General features: G+C 67.2%; 13 protein-coding genes. 1 reads left to right on the top strand and 12 read right to left on the bottom strand.

Features of this window, described 5'->3' with window-relative positions; all coding sequences use genetic code 11:
* The 7 genes from X726_RS150695 to X726_RS150725 all read right to left on the bottom strand — a co-directional run.
* The coding region (locus X726_RS150695) for a nicotinate-nucleotide--dimethylbenzimidazole phosphoribosyltransferase (RefSeq protein WP_023670841.1) at positions 1 to 705 on the bottom strand (705 nt) is incomplete at its 3' end.
* 24 nt (positions 706 to 729) lie between these two features.
* Positions 730 to 1497, bottom strand: a complete 768-nt coding sequence (gene cobS, locus X726_RS150700; RefSeq protein WP_031215066.1) for an adenosylcobinamide-GDP ribazoletransferase — start codon at positions 1495 to 1497, stop codon at positions 730 to 732.
* Positions 1494 to 2807 (bottom strand): cobyrinate a,c-diamide synthase, encoded by a 1314-nt coding sequence (locus X726_RS150705; protein ID WP_023670839.1) that lies wholly within the window; start codon positions 2805 to 2807, stop codon positions 1494 to 1496. The genes cobS and X726_RS150705 overlap by 4 nt, the downstream gene beginning before the upstream one ends.
* Complete coding sequence (gene cobA / locus X726_RS150710; protein ID WP_023670838.1) at positions 2804 to 3610, bottom strand: uroporphyrinogen-III C-methyltransferase; 807 nt, start codon at positions 3608 to 3610, stop codon at positions 2804 to 2806. The genes X726_RS150705 and cobA overlap by 4 nt, the downstream gene beginning before the upstream one ends.
* Complete coding sequence (gene cobM, locus X726_RS150715; RefSeq protein ID WP_023670837.1) at positions 3607 to 4371, bottom strand: precorrin-4 C(11)-methyltransferase; 765 nt, start codon at positions 4369 to 4371, stop codon at positions 3607 to 3609. The genes cobA and cobM overlap by 4 nt, the downstream gene beginning before the upstream one ends.
* Complete coding sequence (locus X726_RS150720) at positions 4368 to 4754, bottom strand: cobalamin biosynthesis protein (RefSeq protein WP_023670836.1); 387 nt, start codon at positions 4752 to 4754, stop codon at positions 4368 to 4370. Before X726_RS150720 ends, cobM begins: the two co-directional genes overlap by 4 nt.
* Positions 4751 to 5977, bottom strand: a complete 1227-nt coding sequence (locus X726_RS150725) for a bifunctional cobalt-precorrin-7 (C(5))-methyltransferase/cobalt-precorrin-6B (C(15))-methyltransferase (RefSeq protein ID WP_023670835.1) — start codon at positions 5975 to 5977, stop codon at positions 4751 to 4753. The genes X726_RS150720 and X726_RS150725 overlap by 4 nt, the downstream gene beginning before the upstream one ends.
* Before the next feature lie 208 nt (positions 5978 to 6185).
* On the opposite strand from X726_RS150725, the gene X726_RS150730 reads away from it, so the two are divergent.
* On the top strand, positions 6186 to 6944 hold the full coding sequence (locus tag X726_RS150730; RefSeq protein ID WP_033001889.1) for a cobalt-precorrin-6A reductase: 759 nt from the start codon (positions 6186 to 6188) through the stop codon (positions 6942 to 6944).
* Here the strand turns inward: X726_RS150730 and X726_RS150735 are convergent.
* Genes X726_RS150735 through cobN form a run of 5 tightly spaced genes read right to left on the bottom strand, consistent with a single transcriptional unit; the run spans position 6908 to position 14211 of the window.
* Entirely contained in the window at positions 6908 to 7672 is a 765-nt protein-coding gene (locus tag X726_RS150735) for a precorrin-3B C(17)-methyltransferase (protein ID WP_023670833.1), read from the bottom strand. The genes X726_RS150730 and X726_RS150735 overlap by 37 nt on opposite strands.
* The gene (locus X726_RS150740; RefSeq protein WP_023670832.1) at positions 7669 to 8442 is read right to left on the bottom strand and encodes a precorrin-2 C(20)-methyltransferase; all 774 of its coding nucleotides are present in this window, start codon (positions 8440 to 8442) and stop codon (positions 7669 to 7671) included. The genes X726_RS150735 and X726_RS150740 overlap by 4 nt, the downstream gene beginning before the upstream one ends.
* Complete coding sequence (locus tag X726_RS150745; protein ID WP_023670831.1) at positions 8439 to 9071, bottom strand: precorrin-8X methylmutase; 633 nt, start codon at positions 9069 to 9071, stop codon at positions 8439 to 8441. Before X726_RS150745 ends, X726_RS150740 begins: the two co-directional genes overlap by 4 nt.
* Before the next feature lie 2 nt (positions 9072 to 9073).
* The gene (gene cobG, locus X726_RS150750; RefSeq protein WP_023670830.1) at positions 9074 to 10540 is read right to left on the bottom strand and encodes a precorrin-3B synthase; all 1467 of its coding nucleotides are present in this window, start codon (positions 10538 to 10540) and stop codon (positions 9074 to 9076) included.
* Positions 10537 to 14211 carry a cobaltochelatase subunit CobN gene (cobN, locus tag X726_RS150755; protein WP_023670829.1) on the bottom strand — a complete coding sequence of 1225 codons (3675 nt, stop codon included), beginning with the start codon at positions 14209 to 14211 and terminating at the stop codon, positions 10537 to 10539. The genes cobG and cobN overlap by 4 nt, the downstream gene beginning before the upstream one ends.
* Positions 14212 to 14222: the final 11 nt, after the last annotated feature.

Raw genomic sequence — 14222 nt, 5'->3', positions numbered from 1 at the left:
GCCGAAGATGGCGGCGAGTTCGCGGCCGCCAAGGGCGGCGGCGATCTTCAGCGGGTCGGACAGCGCGTCGGCATGGCGCTTGAGGCCGGATTCAATGGCGGTGACCTTGCGCTTCAGCCCGGCATCGTCGACGCCGGTGCCGCGCCCGGTCCATTTTTCAGCGCCGCCGCCGAACAGGGCGGTCGAGATGGCGGCCGCCGGCGTGGTGTTGCCGATGCCCATCTCGCCGAAACAGACGAGGTCGAGGTCGTTCGTCACCGCGTCGTAGCCTGCCGAGACGGCGGCGAGGAAGGTTTTTTCGTCCATTGCCGGCACGTCAGTGAAGTCGCCGGTCGGATGATCGAGATCGAGCGGGATGACGTCGAGTTCCGCGCCGGCGATGCGGGCCAGCTGGTTGATGGCGGCGCCGCCGCCGGCGAAATTCGCCACCATCTGCACCGTCACTTCCGACGGGAAGGCCGACACGCCTTGCGCCGTCACACCGTGGTTGCCGGCGAACACGAAGATTTTGACGCGGTCGAGTTTCGGCATGTCGCGACCCTGCCAGCGCGCCAGCCAGGCGGCGAGAGTTTCCAGCCGGCCCAGGCTGCCTTGCGGCTTGGTCAGCGTGTCTTGGCGGCGGGCGACGGCGTTGGCGGCGGTATCGCTGCCGGCAGGCAGATCGAGACAGGCGGCGCGCAGTTCGTCGAATGATTTGAATGGCATGGGGAAGGAATCTCCGGGGAAGAATCAGGACAGGGAAACGGAAGCGACGAGCAGGACAGTGATCTCGCCCAGCTGCTGCAGGGCGCCGATCGTGTCACCGGTGTGGCCGCCGATCTGGTTGAGGGAGAGCGCGCGCAAGGCGCTGAACACGAGAGCGAGCAGGATCAGTGCGGCACAGGCGCCGCCGAGCCCCAGCGTCAGAAGGGGGATGGCGCCGAGCACGGCGCCGAGAACAGCTGTCTGGGCCGAGACGGTCCCGGCGCCGGCAGACAGGCCGTCACTGCGCGCCGCCGGCGCCAGATGCATGAACGCGCCGAGCAGGCCGCGCGATGCGGCGTGTGCGGCGATCAGCGCGAAGAGCACGCTTGTCGGATTGGCCAGTTGCGACAGCGCGCTCCAGCGGATGAGCATCGACAGGCCAAGAGCTGCTGCGCCATAGGCGCCGATGCGGCTGTCGCGCATGATCTCCAGTTTTTTATCGCGCGTCTTGCCGCCGCCAAAACCGTCGGCGACATCCGACAGCCCGTCCTCATGCAGGCAGCCCGTGGCGAGCAGGGTTGCTGCAAGCGCAAGGGCTGCTGCCGGGCCGGGGGCAAGGCCGAGCTGTACGCGCGCTGCGTAGACGACAGCACCAACCACAGCGATGGCGAGGCCGGCGACAGGCGCCGCCCAGATCGCATCGGCCAGGCTGCGGCCACGAAAGTCGAAGACCGGCAGCGGCAGCCGGGTGAAGAAGACGAGGCAAAGCGCGACGTCCTCGAGCGCTTGCCGGGGCGAGGGCACGGCGGTCATGCACTCCTCGCAATGGCATGAAAGAAGGTGCCGCTGACATGGCCGCGCCGGTAGCCGGAGGCGCCGAGTGGATTGCCCTGGCCATCGGCTAGGTCGGCCAGCGGCTCGTCATTGCCGGTCGCAATCATCTGCGCATAGTGGAATTCATGGCCACGGATCAGCGCGCCTTGCGGCCCCAGCGGACAGGCGACGCGCAGGCGTGCCTCGCGGTAGCCGAGGTTCATCTTGCGCTTGGCAAAGCTGGTGGAATGGCCGAGCAGGCCAAGCATGGCGTGCGTCTCGCCGGCCGCGTCCTCCAGCGCTTCGCCCAGCACCATGAAGCCGCCGCACTCGCCATGGATCGGCTTGGTCTCGGCAAACCTGGCCATGCCAGCTCGGAAATTGGTCGCCGCCGCGAGGCTGCCGGAGTGGAGCTCGGGATAGCCGCCGGGCAGCCAGCAGACATCGCAATTCTGCACCGGTGCTTCGTCGGCTAGCGGCGAGAACGGCACGATCTCGGCGCCGGCCTGACGCCAGTGGGCGGCGACGTGCGGATAGAGGAAGGTGAAGGCGGCGTCTTCGGCGAGCGCGATTCGTTGGCCGGGCGGCTGCAAGGCATGTTCGAAACTGCCTGATGCCGGCGAAAACGGCGCGGCCAGCGCCATGATGGCGTCAAGGTCGAGGGATTTCTCGACCATGTCGGCGAGGCGGTCGAGATGCGTCATCAGGTCGGCATATTCGCCGGCCTGGACGAGGCCGAGATGGCGCTCCGGCAAATTGAGCGTGGGATCGCGCAGGATGGCGCCGACGACCGGCAGGCCGAGCGTTTCGATCGCCTCGCTGCACAGCTTGCGGTGGCGCTCGCTGCCGAGACGGTTGAGCACGATTCCGGCCATGCGCACATCCGGGTCGTAGGTGGCAAAACCCTTGGCGACGGCAGCCGCCGTCGTCGACTGTCCCGAGACGTCGAGCACCAAAAGCACCGGCAGGTGGTAGAGCCGCGCCAGATCGGCGGCCGAGCCGGTGCGGCCTTGTCCGGCCGGGATGCCGTCGAACAGGCCCATCGCGCTTTCGAGGAAGATAAAATCGGCATCCTCGGTGGCATTGCCGGCCAACGCGTTGAGCAGGTCAGGCGACATCGCCCAGCTGTCCAGGTTGACGCCGGACAGACCGGTTGCGGCGGTATGAAAACCCGGATCGATATAGTCGGGGCCGGACTTGGCGCCGCGCACCTTGATGCCGCGCCGGGCGAGCGCGCGCAAAATGCCGATGGTGACGCTGGTCTTGCCGGAGCCGGAACGCGGCGCGCCGATGATGATGGCGCGGGTCATGCGTTACCCGCCAGTGCTGCGCGCATGGCGACGATGCCGCCGACGACAATGAGGGCCGGCGAGGCCAATTCCGCCGCGGCGGCCGCTTCGGAAATGGTGGCGAGTGTCGCGACGACGGTCCGCTCCTGCGGTGTCGTCGCCGAAACGATGACAGCCGCCGGCGTCGACGGCGCCAGCCCGCCTTCGAGCAGCGACGCGGCGATAACAGGCAGATTGGCCATGCCCATATAGATGACCACCGGCTGGCCGGTGCGGGCGATCGCGCCCCAGTCGAGATCGTCATCTGTGCCGGCGGCATGACCTGTCGCCAGGATGATCGCCTTGTTGATGCCGCGCATGGTTGCGGGAATGCCGGTGGCGGCCAGCGCGCTCAGCCCCGATGTCAGGCCGGGCAGGACGCGGAACGGGATTTTTTCGCGCGCCAGCGCCAGCGCCTCTTCGCCGCCACGGCCGAAAATATAGGGATCGCCACCCTTCAGCCTGATGACGCGGCGGCCATCGCGCGCCAGCCGCACCAGCAGAGCGGTGATGTCGTCCTGCTTCATCGACGGCTTGCCGCCGCGCTTTCCCGCAAAGAACAGTTCGGCCTTTTCCGCGACAGCGACGACGTCGGGCGAGACCAGCGCGTCGTAGACCAGCGCATCTGCCTCGGCTAAAGCCGCCAGCACTTCCAGCGTCAGGCAGCCGGGATCGCCGGGGCCGGCGCCGGCCAGCCAGACATGGCCCGGCTCAAGCCGGCGCGGCTTGAAGTTCAGCCGGGCAAGGGCCTGTTCGAGCGTGGTGTTTTCGCTTTTACCGCTCACAATCCGTCCCGTCCCCGGAAACGCCGCTGATAGTGGGCGTCGTACAATGAACTCTCGTCAAAACCTTCCGCTGCCAGCGAGCGGCCGACGAAGATGATCGCCGTGCGCTCCATCGGGTCGGCGGCGAGCAGTGCCTCGATCGTGGCGAGCGTGCCGGTCAGCACGCGCTCGTCCGGCCATGAAGCGCGAAAGACGATCGCCACCGGGCAATCGCCGCCATAATGCGGCGACAATTCGGCGACGACTCGGTCGATGGCGTGGATGGCGAGATGAATGGCCAGCGTCGCGCCGGTGCGGCCGAAGCCGGCCAGCGTTTCGCCGGGCGGCATTTTCGAGGCGCGGCCGGAGACGCGGGTCAGCACCAGGCTTTGCGCCACCTCGGGAATGGTCAGTTCGCGGCGAAGGGCTGCGGCTGCGGCGGCGAAAGAGGGAACGCCCGGCGTCAGCGTGTAAGGAATGCCGTGTTTTTCCAGCCGGCGGATCTGCTCGGCCACGGCGCTCCACACCGAGAGGTCGCCGGAATGCAGGCGGGCGACATCGTGGCCGGCCTGGTGGGCTGTCACATATTCGACCTCGATTTCGTCGAGTGACATCGGCGCCGTATCGATCAGTTTGGTCCCCGGTGCGCAGTGCTGCAGCAATTCCGGCGCGACGATGGAGCCGGCATGCAGACAGACCGGGCAGCTTGCCAGCAGCTTGGCGCCACGCAGTGTGATGAGGTCGGCGGCGCCGGGACCGGCGCCGATGAAATGAACGGTCATGGCGCATCTCCGCTGATGGCGATGGCGCAGGTGACCGAGCCGAGCACGGTGCGCGGACCAAGCAGCTTTGCACCGGGGCCGGCAACGGCAAGGGCGGAGGCTTCTGAGACGGAGGGTGTGCCGGCGAGGTCTTGCGAGAGATCGGATTTGCTGAGTGCCTCCGACGAGACGGCCTGAAGTGCTGCGTCATCAACGATGATGACGGGAAGGTTGAGCGTGCGGCCAGCGGCAGAGATCGCTTCTTCGTCTTTCTTGAGCGCGGCGGTCGCCAAGGCCGACAGCGCCGTCGTCGCCAGCCCGTGCGCTTCGAGGGCGGTTTCGATCGCCGCGAGCACGTCTTCGACGCTCACGCCCTTCCGGCTGCCGATGCCCGCCACCATCATGGCTTCACCCAGCTCCACTGGGTGACCGGCATGGCCGGGCGCCAGGCCTGCATCGAACCGACAGGAGAAGCGCGGGAGATCGCGATGCGGGTGAGGTCGCCGCCGCGCTTGATGTGCTCCGCGAGAAGCAGCGCCTCCATCTCCAGCGTCACCGCATTGGCAACTAGACGGCCACGGGATGGCAGCGCCTTGATGGCGGCGTTCAGTACGCCGGCGTCGCTGCCACCTCCGCCGATGAAGATCGCATCCGGCGTGTCCAGCCCGGCCAGTGCCTTGGGCGCCGACCCTTCCACCACGACAAGACCGGGGACGCCGCAATGCGCGGCGTTGCGGGCGATGCGGGCGGCGCGGTCGCTGTTGGCCTCGATGGCGATGGCGCGCATCGAGGGGTGAGCGAGCATCCATTCGATGCCGATGGAGCCGGAACCAGCGCCGATGTCCCACAGCAACTCCCCACGTCTAGGCGCCAGTGCGGAAAGCGTGATGGCGCGGATGTCGTGCTTGGTGATCTGGCCGTCATGCTCGAACAGATGGTCGGCACGGCCAACGGTCAGTGGTAGGATGCGGGCCTCTTGTGTCGATTCAAGCTCAAGCGCCAGCACGTTGAGGGGATTGATGTCTCTGAGATCGAAAGCGTCGGCACGTGCCGAGCGAAGCTTCTCGTTCGGTCCGCCCAGCGCTTCCAGAACGGTCAGCCGCGAACCGCCGAAGTCGAGCTCTACGAGCAGGCGCGCAATTGTCGCTGGTGCGTCGCCGTCCGATGTCAGCGCCAGGATGCGCGCCCTGGGATGCAGCAGCGGCCGGATCAGGTCGAGCGGCCTTCCATGCAGCGAGATCGTCTCGATGTCCTGCAACGCCCAGCCGAGCCGGGCGGCAGCCAGCGAAATCGCCGATGGCGCGGGGATGACATGCATCTCTTCAGGCTTGACCTTGCGGGCAAGGGTGGCGCCGACCCCGTGGAAGAATGGATCACCGGAGGCGAGCACGCAGACGCGCCGGCCGGCCAGCGCCAGCACGTCTGCCATGCCGGCATCGAAGGGCACCGGCCATGGGCGCTGCTCACCCTTGATGAGCGAAGCCACCAGCGCCAGATGCCGCTTGCCGCCGAAGACGAATTCGGCTTGCGCGATCAGCCGCTTGGCCTCGTCGCCGAGACCCGCTAAACCGTCCTCGCCGATGCCGATGATTGTAAGCCATTTTGGCGTGGGCTGTTTTTTTGACATGTCGCGCCGCCCCTCATCCGCCTGAGGCGTTCGTCGTTCGAAAAGTCAAGCAATTGACTTTTCGTCTGCCAGCCAGACCACTCCTCACCTCCCCGTGTAGTGACGGGGAGAAGGGAGAAGCTCCGGCGCTGACGCCTCCCTCTCCCCGTTCTTCAGGGGGAGAGGGTAGGGGTGAGGGGCAGCGCCGACGCTGTTCAACATGGTGCTCATGAAGAAGATTCTGATCCTTGGCGGCACGACAGAAGCGCGCCAATTGGCCGAAAAACTGGTGGAAGATTTCCGTGTCACTCTGTCGCTGGCCGGCCGCACCGAAAGCCCGGTGGCGCAAGGCGTGCCGGTGCGCAGCGGCGGATTTGGCGGCAATGAAGGGTTGGCCGTCTATCTCAGGGAGACGCGAACCGATCTGCTGATCGACGCCACGCATCCCTATGCCGCGCGAATTTCCGCCAATGCGGCGCAAGCCGCGCAAATGACCGGCGTGCCGATCCTTGCTTTGCGCCGCCCTGGCTGGGAGCCTGTCGATGGCGACCGCTGGACGCAGGCCGATACGACAGGCGATGCGGTGCATGCGCTTGGACCGGCGCCGCGCCGTATCTTCCTGGCGCTTGGTCGCCAAGAGGTCGCGGCTTTCGAGGCGGCGCCGCAGCATCACTACCTCATCCGCAGCGTCGATCCGGTCGAGCCGAAACTGGCGGTGCCGGATGCGGCTTACCTGCTGGGGCGCGGGCCGTTCCGCGAGCCGGATGAACACGCACTGCTCGAGGAGCACCGCATCGATGTTGTCGTGTCCAAGAACAGCGGCGGCGAGGCCACCTACGGCAAGATCGCCGCGGCGCGGGCGCTTAGCATCGAAGTGGTCATGGTGCGCAGGCCCTTCCTGCCGGAGGTGCCGTCGGCCGAAACTGTCGAAGCATTGGCCGCGATGATCGATCATTTGCTCGACCCCGTCGCGGAGCGCGGCGTGTAGACCAGCGCCGGTTTGTCGCCGCGCTTGATGATCCGTGTTTCCGGCGAACCGATGATGATGCAGGTCGCCATGTCGGCTTTTTGCGCGTCGACATCGGCCAGCAAAAAGACCTCGATGCGCTCGTCCGGGCGGCCGGCGGCGCGGCCGAAGATGACCGGCGTGGTGCCGGGCAGGATGGCGGCCAGGCATTCGAAGGCACGGCCGAGCTGCCAAGGGCGCGCCTTGCTGATCGGGTTATAGAGCGCGATGACAAAGCCGGCGCCGGCCGCCGCCAGCAGGCGCAGTTCGATCAAGTCCCACGGCTTCAGATTGTCGGACAGCGAGATGGCGCAGAAATCATGGCCGAGCGGCGCGCCGATGCGGGCGGCAACCGCCAGCATGGCGGTGACGCCCGGCACGACAGTGACATCGACGGTGCGCCATTCGGCCGGACCGGCCTCGATCGCCTCGCAGACGGCGGCCGCCATGGCGAACACGCCGGGATCGCCGCCGGAGACGACGGCGACGTCATGGCCGTCCGCCGCCTTTACCAGCGCGTCCTTGGAGCGGGCGAGTTCCTCGCGATTGTCCGAGGCGACGCGGGTCTGGTCCGGGCGCAGCTCCAGCCGGTCGAGATAAGGCTTGTAGCCATAGAAGAACTTTGCCTCGGCGACGGCGCGGCTGGCTTGCGGCGTCACCTGATCGGCATTGCCGGGCCCAAGGCCGATGACGGTGAGGCGGCCGCTCATGGCTTGGCTCCCATAACGCCAGGCCGGCCGGACCAGCCGGCGACCAGCACGATGGCGAAATAGGGGGCCTTGTCGTCCGGCTTGTCGGCAAGCTTCATCGAGATGCTGCCGGCCATGGTGCCGCGCTCGACATAAACGGCGCGGGCGAGCTTGCCGGTGGCGTCCAGTGCCCGCCTGATCTTGGACAGATTGCGGCCGACCTTCATGATGACGGCGGCATCCGTGTCGGCGAGACGGCGTGTCAGCTCGAACTCGCTCATCGTGCCGGGCAAAACCGTCAGCACATCGTCGCCCTGGACGATAGGCACGCCGGTCTGCGACCAGCAGCCGGACATGGCGGTGACGCCGGGGATGACCTCGGTCGGGAAGCGATGGGCGAGGCGGACATGCAGGTGCATGTAGGAGCCGTAGAACAGCGGGTCGCCTTCGGAGAGCACGGCTACCATGCGGCCGGCTTCGAGGTGTTCGGCGACCTTCTCGGCCGACTCCTCGTAGAAATCGGTGATCTGCGAACGGTAGTCGTCGTGATCCTTGTCGATCTCGGTGGTCACGGGATAGAGCAGTGGCAGTTCCAGCATATCCGGCCGGAAGCGCGCCTCGACGATGGCTCGCGCGTTGCTGTTGTTGCCGCGCTTGGCGAAATAGGCGACGACATCGGCTTCGGCGAGAATGCGCGCGGCCTTCAGCGTCAACAGCTCGGGGTCGCCGGGACCGGTGCCGACGCCGACCAAACGGCCTTTTGCCAAACCGTCTTTGACAGCCGCGTTCACAGGCCGGGCCTCGCCAGCGAATTGAGGGCGGCGGCGGTCATGGCGCTGCCGCCGAGGCGTCCCCGCACGATGGCATAGGGCACGCCATAGGAATTCTCGGCCAGCGCATCCTTGGATTCGGCCGCACCGACGAAGCCGACCGGCATGCCGATGATGGCTGCCGGTTTCGGCGCGCCATCGCGCAGCTTTTCCAGGAGATAGAAGAGCGCTGTCGGCGCATTGCCGATGGCCACGACCGAACCGGCCATGCGTTCGCCCCAGAGGTCGATCGCGGCGGCCGAGCGGGTGTTGCCGATCTGCTTGGCGATGTCGTGCGTGCGCGGGTCGCGCAAGGTGCAGATCACCTCATTGCCGGCCGGCAGCCTGGCGCGGGTGACGCCATGCGAGACCATTGCGGCATCGCAGAAGATCGGTGCGCCGGCCGCCAAGGCGCTGCGGGCAGCGGCGACGAAATCGCTGGAGAAGACAAAATGACTTGATGCTTCGACCTGGCCGCAGGCATGGATCATGCGGATGGCGACGTCGGCTTCCGCCTCGGAGAACCGGGACAGGTCGGCCTCTGCGCGGATGATGGCAAAAGAGCGCTCATAGATGGCGTTGCCGTCATGGATGTAATCGTAGGCGGCCATGCTTATTCCTGTCGGTAGCTTTCGGCGATTGCCGCCGGCCCGAGCCTTGTCAGGCAAGCGGCGGCGGTTTCGCCCTGAAATCGTGCGCTGCGGACCATCGCCGCGACGCTACTGACGCCGCGTGCGGCGTCATAGCCCGGCCTGTAGCCCGCAGGAAGGGCCTTTGCCGTCGCGTTCACGACAAGTCCGGCTCCGTTTTCGCCGCCGACCAATGTCAGCGCCGCCTGGCCTGGGTGCGCGCAGCCCTTGGCGCAGCCGGAAATGTGCAGTGTGAAGTCGAGACTATCGGTCATTTCGGCGGCGATTGTCTCGGCAATATCGCGCGTGGCGATTTGTCCGGATGCGCAGGCAGGAGTGCCGGGGCAGGCGGCGATGCGGGTGCGCGGGTCGGCTGCGGTGGTAACGAAGCCAAGGGCGGCGGCGGTGGCTTGCAGCGAGTGGTTTGCGGACGACGGTTGGCTGAGGAACAGCAAGGCGCGGCCGGGGGCGAGGCGGATTTCGGCGGTGCCGAGGTTCGACGCTCGGCTGGCAAGGTCGATAAGGTTTTGCGCTGGCATGCTGCCGAAGGGCAGGCCGATGCCGAGGGCGTGGCCGGTGTTCAAGTCGAAGAGGCCAATCGGCGAGCGAGAGCGCTCTACGGCGCCCCCCTCTGTCCTGCCGGACATCTCCCCCACTTGGGGGGAGATTGTGCTGTCGCCGCCGGTTTCGCCAGTTTTCAACGTCGAAGGCGAAGAGCTGACAGCGAAGCTGCTGATCTCCCCCCTTGTGGGGGAGATGTCCGGCAGGACAGAGGGGGGCGCGAAGGAATGCCAACCTGCGAGAGACGCTAGCTGCCTCTCCGACAAATCCCTCGCATGTGCCTCCCGGCCTTTCTCCGCGGTCATCCTGAGGGCAGCAACCGCAATATCGCGCGCTGCATCCTCATCGGCCGTCGCAAGCGGCCTCGCGCTTTGACCGTCGCCGGCAACAGACAAAGCCCACAGAACGTTACCGCCGTCCCGCACCGCCTTCAGCCTGACATCGGCCGTCACCCCATCCATCGTCAGCTGCCCGCCGCCATCGACAACCACCGAAACCTTCGGCCCGAGCCTCGGCGTCAGCCCAGCTTCCTCGACCGCAGCCCTGATCCGCTCAGCCAAAGATCGCGGATCGGCAATCTCCCGCGGATCGATGCCGGCCAGCGGCCCGGTCTCGACCGGCACGCCGGTACGCACTGCAATCCCCAGTGCATCGACCTCCGCCGCCAACAGCACGGCACTTTCCGCCGTCAGGCCGCGTATCTGCAGGCTGCCTCGTGCGGTCACTTCCATGATGCCGTTGCCGCGCTTCAAGGCGGATTCGCAGAGTCCGATCAGCGACTTGGGGGAAAGCCCTCCAGCAACCGGGTTGAGCCGCACCAGCAGGCCATCGCCGGTCTGCATCGGCGCCGAGAGAGCCGGACAGGCGCCGCGGCGCGAGAAGGCGTTCATGCCGCGACCCCGAGCGCCTCGGCCTCGGCGATCAACGCCGCGAGATCGTCGTCGATCGCGTTGCGCAAGGGATGCCAGAGACCGCGCTGGCGCGCCGACAGGAAGCGCTCGGCGATGACTTTGGCAGCGGCCGGATTTTCACGCAGGATGAAGGCGCGGACATCGGGATCGCCGACATAGGCGTCATGCACGGCCTCGATCAACGCGCCCGAAATGGCGTGCGTGGTTTCGGCAAAGCCGATGAGGCGGTCGACGGTTTCGGCAAACTCGGAAGCGCCGCGCGGACCATGCCGCATCTGGCCGGCTATAAAGCGCGCATTGACGGCTCGCGCCCGCACAACCCGCGACACAGCCTCGCCGACCGAGCGCGGCTTCGGCTTTTGCGGGTCGGTGGTGTCGAGCACGATGACGTCGGCATTTCGGCCCAATGCCGCAAGGGCGGCCGAAAAGCCGCCGATGAAGGCGACGTCGGCGGAGCCCTCGAGAATGTCGCGGCCGGGATCGTCGCCGGTGTGGACCAGCAGATCGGCCTCGGCGACGCGGGTCTCGAAAGCGCCGGGGGAGGCGATGCCTTCGCCCTCGGCGCCGCCATAAGCATGTGATGTCGCATCGAGATAGGCGCGGCCGATTTCTTCGCGCCCGACCCAGTCGCCGCTGGACAGCAGGTCCTCGACGCCGGCGCCGTAGGTGCCGGGCGAGGTGCCGAAGATGCGCGGGCCGATCTTGCCATCGGCACGGGTTCTGGCGGCGAGCGGGTTTTCCGAATCGTCCTCGTCGCGCGCGGCAACGGCGTTGGCAGCGGCGTCGATCAGCGCGATCTGGGTCGGGAACATGTCGCGGAACAGACCCGAAATCCGCCAGGTGACATCGACGCGCGGGCGACCGAGCGTGGCCGGCGGCAGCACTTCGATGCCGGTGATGCGGCCGGTGGCCGAATCCCATTGCGGCCGGCAGCCCATCAGCACCAGGCCTTGCGCGATCTCCTCGCCGCCGGTGCGCAGCGAGGCCGAGCCCCAGAGGTCGATGACCAGCGAGCGCGGCCAGTCGCCATGCGACTGCATATAGCCGCGCACGACTTCTTCTGCCGCCGCCTTTCCCAGATCGTAGGCGGTCGGCGTCGGCATGGTGCGCGGGTCGGAGGTGAACAGGTTGCGGCCGGTGGGCAGCACGTCGGAGCGGCCACGCGCCGGTGCGCCCGCCGGACCCGCCTTGATGTGACGGCCGTCGAGCGCGGCAAGAAGTGCTGCTTTCTCGGCCTCCGCGCTTTGCACGCGCATGGCGTCGGGCTCGTCGTCGGGAGCGCGGCCATAGATGTGCAGGCCGTCCTTGATGGCGAAATCCTTGAGGTCGCAGAGCCAGGCGTCGATGCGGCGCAGCGCCTCGTCGGGCGCGTCGGTTTTGGCGACGCCGGCTTCGGAGGCGAGGCCGGTCTTTTGCGCGGTGTCGACGATCAGCTTGGCCAGACGATCGCGCCGGCGGCGGTCGAGGCCGTCGGCCTGGGCGTATTCGTCGACGAGGCGCTCGAGCTTGTGCTGCTCTTCATCAAGGCCAGCAGCTGCCAGTGGTGGCGGCAGATGGCCAAGCGTGACGGCTGCTATGCGCCGCTTGGCTTGCGCCGCCTCGCCGGGATTGGAGACGATGAAGGGATAGATGACGGGCAGCGAGCCGGTGGCGATCTCGGGGAAGCAGTTTTGTGAGAGCGCAACCGTCTTGCCGGGCAGCCATTCCAGCGTGCCATGGGCGCCGACATGGATGAGAGCATGGATGCGGAGCGATTTGCGCAGCCACAGGCCGAAGGCCAGCAGATCGTGGCGCGGCGGCAGCGTCGGGTCGTGGTAATCGGCGCGCCGGTCGGCCGAGCGGCCACGGTCGGGGGCGAGAGCGACAGTGATGTTGCCGAAGGTGGCGGCGCGGAAGGGGAAGCCGCTCTTACCCTCCCCCTTGTGGGGAGGGTGGCCCGCAGGGCCGGGTGGGGGTGGTGCACCGCTACCCCCACCCCGTTTTGCGCCATCCGCTTCGCGAATGTCGCGAACCGACCCTCCCCACAAGGGGGAGGGTGAAGGGGCGCCCCATGCCGCCTCGACTGCAGCCAGTGCGTCAGCCGGCAAATCCTTTGAGAAGTCCAGATACTCCTCCAGCCCCAGCCCATCGCCTCTCCGCTCCAACGCGTCCAGCAACTCACGCGGCGTTTGCGGAATCCCTTCAACCCGATAGCCCTGCTCCTTCAGGTCATGCAGCATGGCCAGCACGCTGGACGGCACATCCAGGCCCACTGCATAGCCAGTGCGGCCGGGCGCGCTCGGATAGTCCGGAATGAGGATCGCCAACTTACGCGTCGCGCGGGGCGTCTGCTGCAGCTTGATGAACGCCGCGACACGCTCCGCCACTTGCGCCACGCGATCCGGTTCCGGGCGGTTCGCTAAGGCGCGGTGGCCGAGTGCCGGGTCGGTTTCGCTCTCGCCCTTGAAGGAAATCGCGCCGGCCAGGATGCGGCCGTCGAGTTCGGGCAGCACGACATGCATGGCAAGGTCGGCCGGCGCCAGGCCGCGCCGGTTGTTGTCCCAGACGTCGCGGCGGGTGGTGGCGACGATGACCTGGAAGACCGGCACGCAGGCCCGGTCGAACAGGGTTTGGACGCCGGGTTCGGCGCCGGATGCGAAGGCGGTTGAAGTGATGATAGCGGCGGGGTTGAGCGAGGCGAGCGCGGTCTCGACGAAGGCCAGCGACGTCGGGTCCTTCAGGCTGGAGACGAAGATCGGGACCGGTCTCATGCCGCGCTGGCGGAGTGCATCAAAGAGGGCACCGATTGGCGCGACATCGGCGGCCAGCAGCATCGAGCGGTAGAAGAGGATGGGGATGATGGGAGAGTTGATGTTGTCTGCGCCGAGTTCCCGCCCACCCCCCTCTGTCCTGCCGGACATCTCCCCCGGAAGGGGGGAGATTGTGCTCTCATAAATGTTTTCGCCAATCGCAGACCTTGCGGAGATCTCCAAAGGAGCAGGAGAGGAGCCGCCTTTGGTGACGGCTGATCTCCCCCCTTGAGGGGGAGATGTCCGGCAGGACAGAGGGGGGTGTGACGGAACGCCGACATCGGCAAAATTCAACTTGCCTACGACGCCGCGGCCAGGCTCGTAGTAGCCAGCTTTCGGCACGCTAACCGGGTCAGCCGCCGCCACATCGGACCCAGCCAACCCCGCCAGCCGCTGCACCAGCGCCGTCATATTCTCCGGGCCACCCTCGCGGAAATAACCAAGCAGGCCGTCCAGATCCTCGCGCGGCAGCGTCGAGGCTTCGATCAGCCTGAGATCCTCGTCGTGGCTCTCGCCCGGCAGCAGCGCCAGCTTGATGCCGTTCGCACGGGCAGTCGCGGCAAGCTGGTCGCAGCCATAGCGCCACCAGTCGTAGCCGCCGAGGATGCGCACCAATATCACCTTGGCGTAGCGAGCGACGCTGTCGATCCAGAGGTCCACGGACATGGGATGGCGCAGGTCGCGCAGCGCCGCCAGCCGCATTGACGGCAGGCGGGCGGCATCGGCCTTCCAGCCCGCCGCGAGGCCGGCGAGGTCGCTGTCGGTGAAGGACAGCGCCACGATATCCGCCGGCGTCTGCCGGAGATCAACTGGCTCGGCGAGATCGTCGAGCGACGCGGAGGTCGTGGTGAGTATGTGCATCGCGGCTCGTG

It is taken from the genome of Mesorhizobium sp. LSJC285A00, from assembly GCF_000503155.1.
Taxonomy (GTDB): Bacteria; Pseudomonadota; Alphaproteobacteria; order Rhizobiales; family Rhizobiaceae; genus Mesorhizobium.
This window is presented reverse-complemented; position numbering and strand designations above follow the sequence as displayed.

What these genes read in the sequence shown, in the direction of transcription:
- cobS (WP_031215066.1), bottom strand. Translation starts at nt 1,497, where the DNA reads ATGACCGCCGTGCCCTCGCCCCGGCAAGCGCTCGAGGACGTCGCGCTT.
- X726_RS150720 (WP_023670836.1), bottom strand. Translation starts at nt 4,754, where the DNA reads ATGATGGTGGCGGGCATCGGCAGCCGGAAGGGCGTGAGCGTCGAAGAC.
- cobG (WP_023670830.1), bottom strand. Translation starts at nt 10,540, where the DNA reads ATGAACGCCTTCTCGCGCCGCGGCGCCTGTCCGGCTCTCTCGGCGCCG.
- X726_RS150725 (WP_023670835.1), bottom strand. Translation starts at nt 5,977, where the DNA reads ATGTCAAAAAAACAGCCCACGCCAAAATGGCTTACAATCATCGGCATC.
- X726_RS150745 (WP_023670831.1), bottom strand. Translation starts at nt 9,071, where the DNA reads ATGGCCGCCTACGATTACATCCATGACGGCAACGCCATCTATGAGCGC.
- cobM (WP_023670837.1), bottom strand. Translation starts at nt 4,371, where the DNA reads ATGACCGTTCATTTCATCGGCGCCGGTCCCGGCGCCGCCGACCTCATC.
- cobN (WP_023670829.1), bottom strand. Translation starts at nt 14,211, where the DNA reads ATGCACATACTCACCACGACCTCCGCGTCGCTCGACGATCTCGCCGAG.
- X726_RS150730 (WP_033001889.1), top strand. Translation starts at nt 6,186, where the DNA reads ATGAAGAAGATTCTGATCCTTGGCGGCACGACAGAAGCGCGCCAATTG.
- X726_RS150735 (WP_023670833.1), bottom strand. Translation starts at nt 7,672, where the DNA reads ATGAGCGGCCGCCTCACCGTCATCGGCCTTGGGCCCGGCAATGCCGAT.
- X726_RS150705 (WP_023670839.1), bottom strand. Translation starts at nt 2,807, where the DNA reads ATGACCCGCGCCATCATCATCGGCGCGCCGCGTTCCGGCTCCGGCAAG.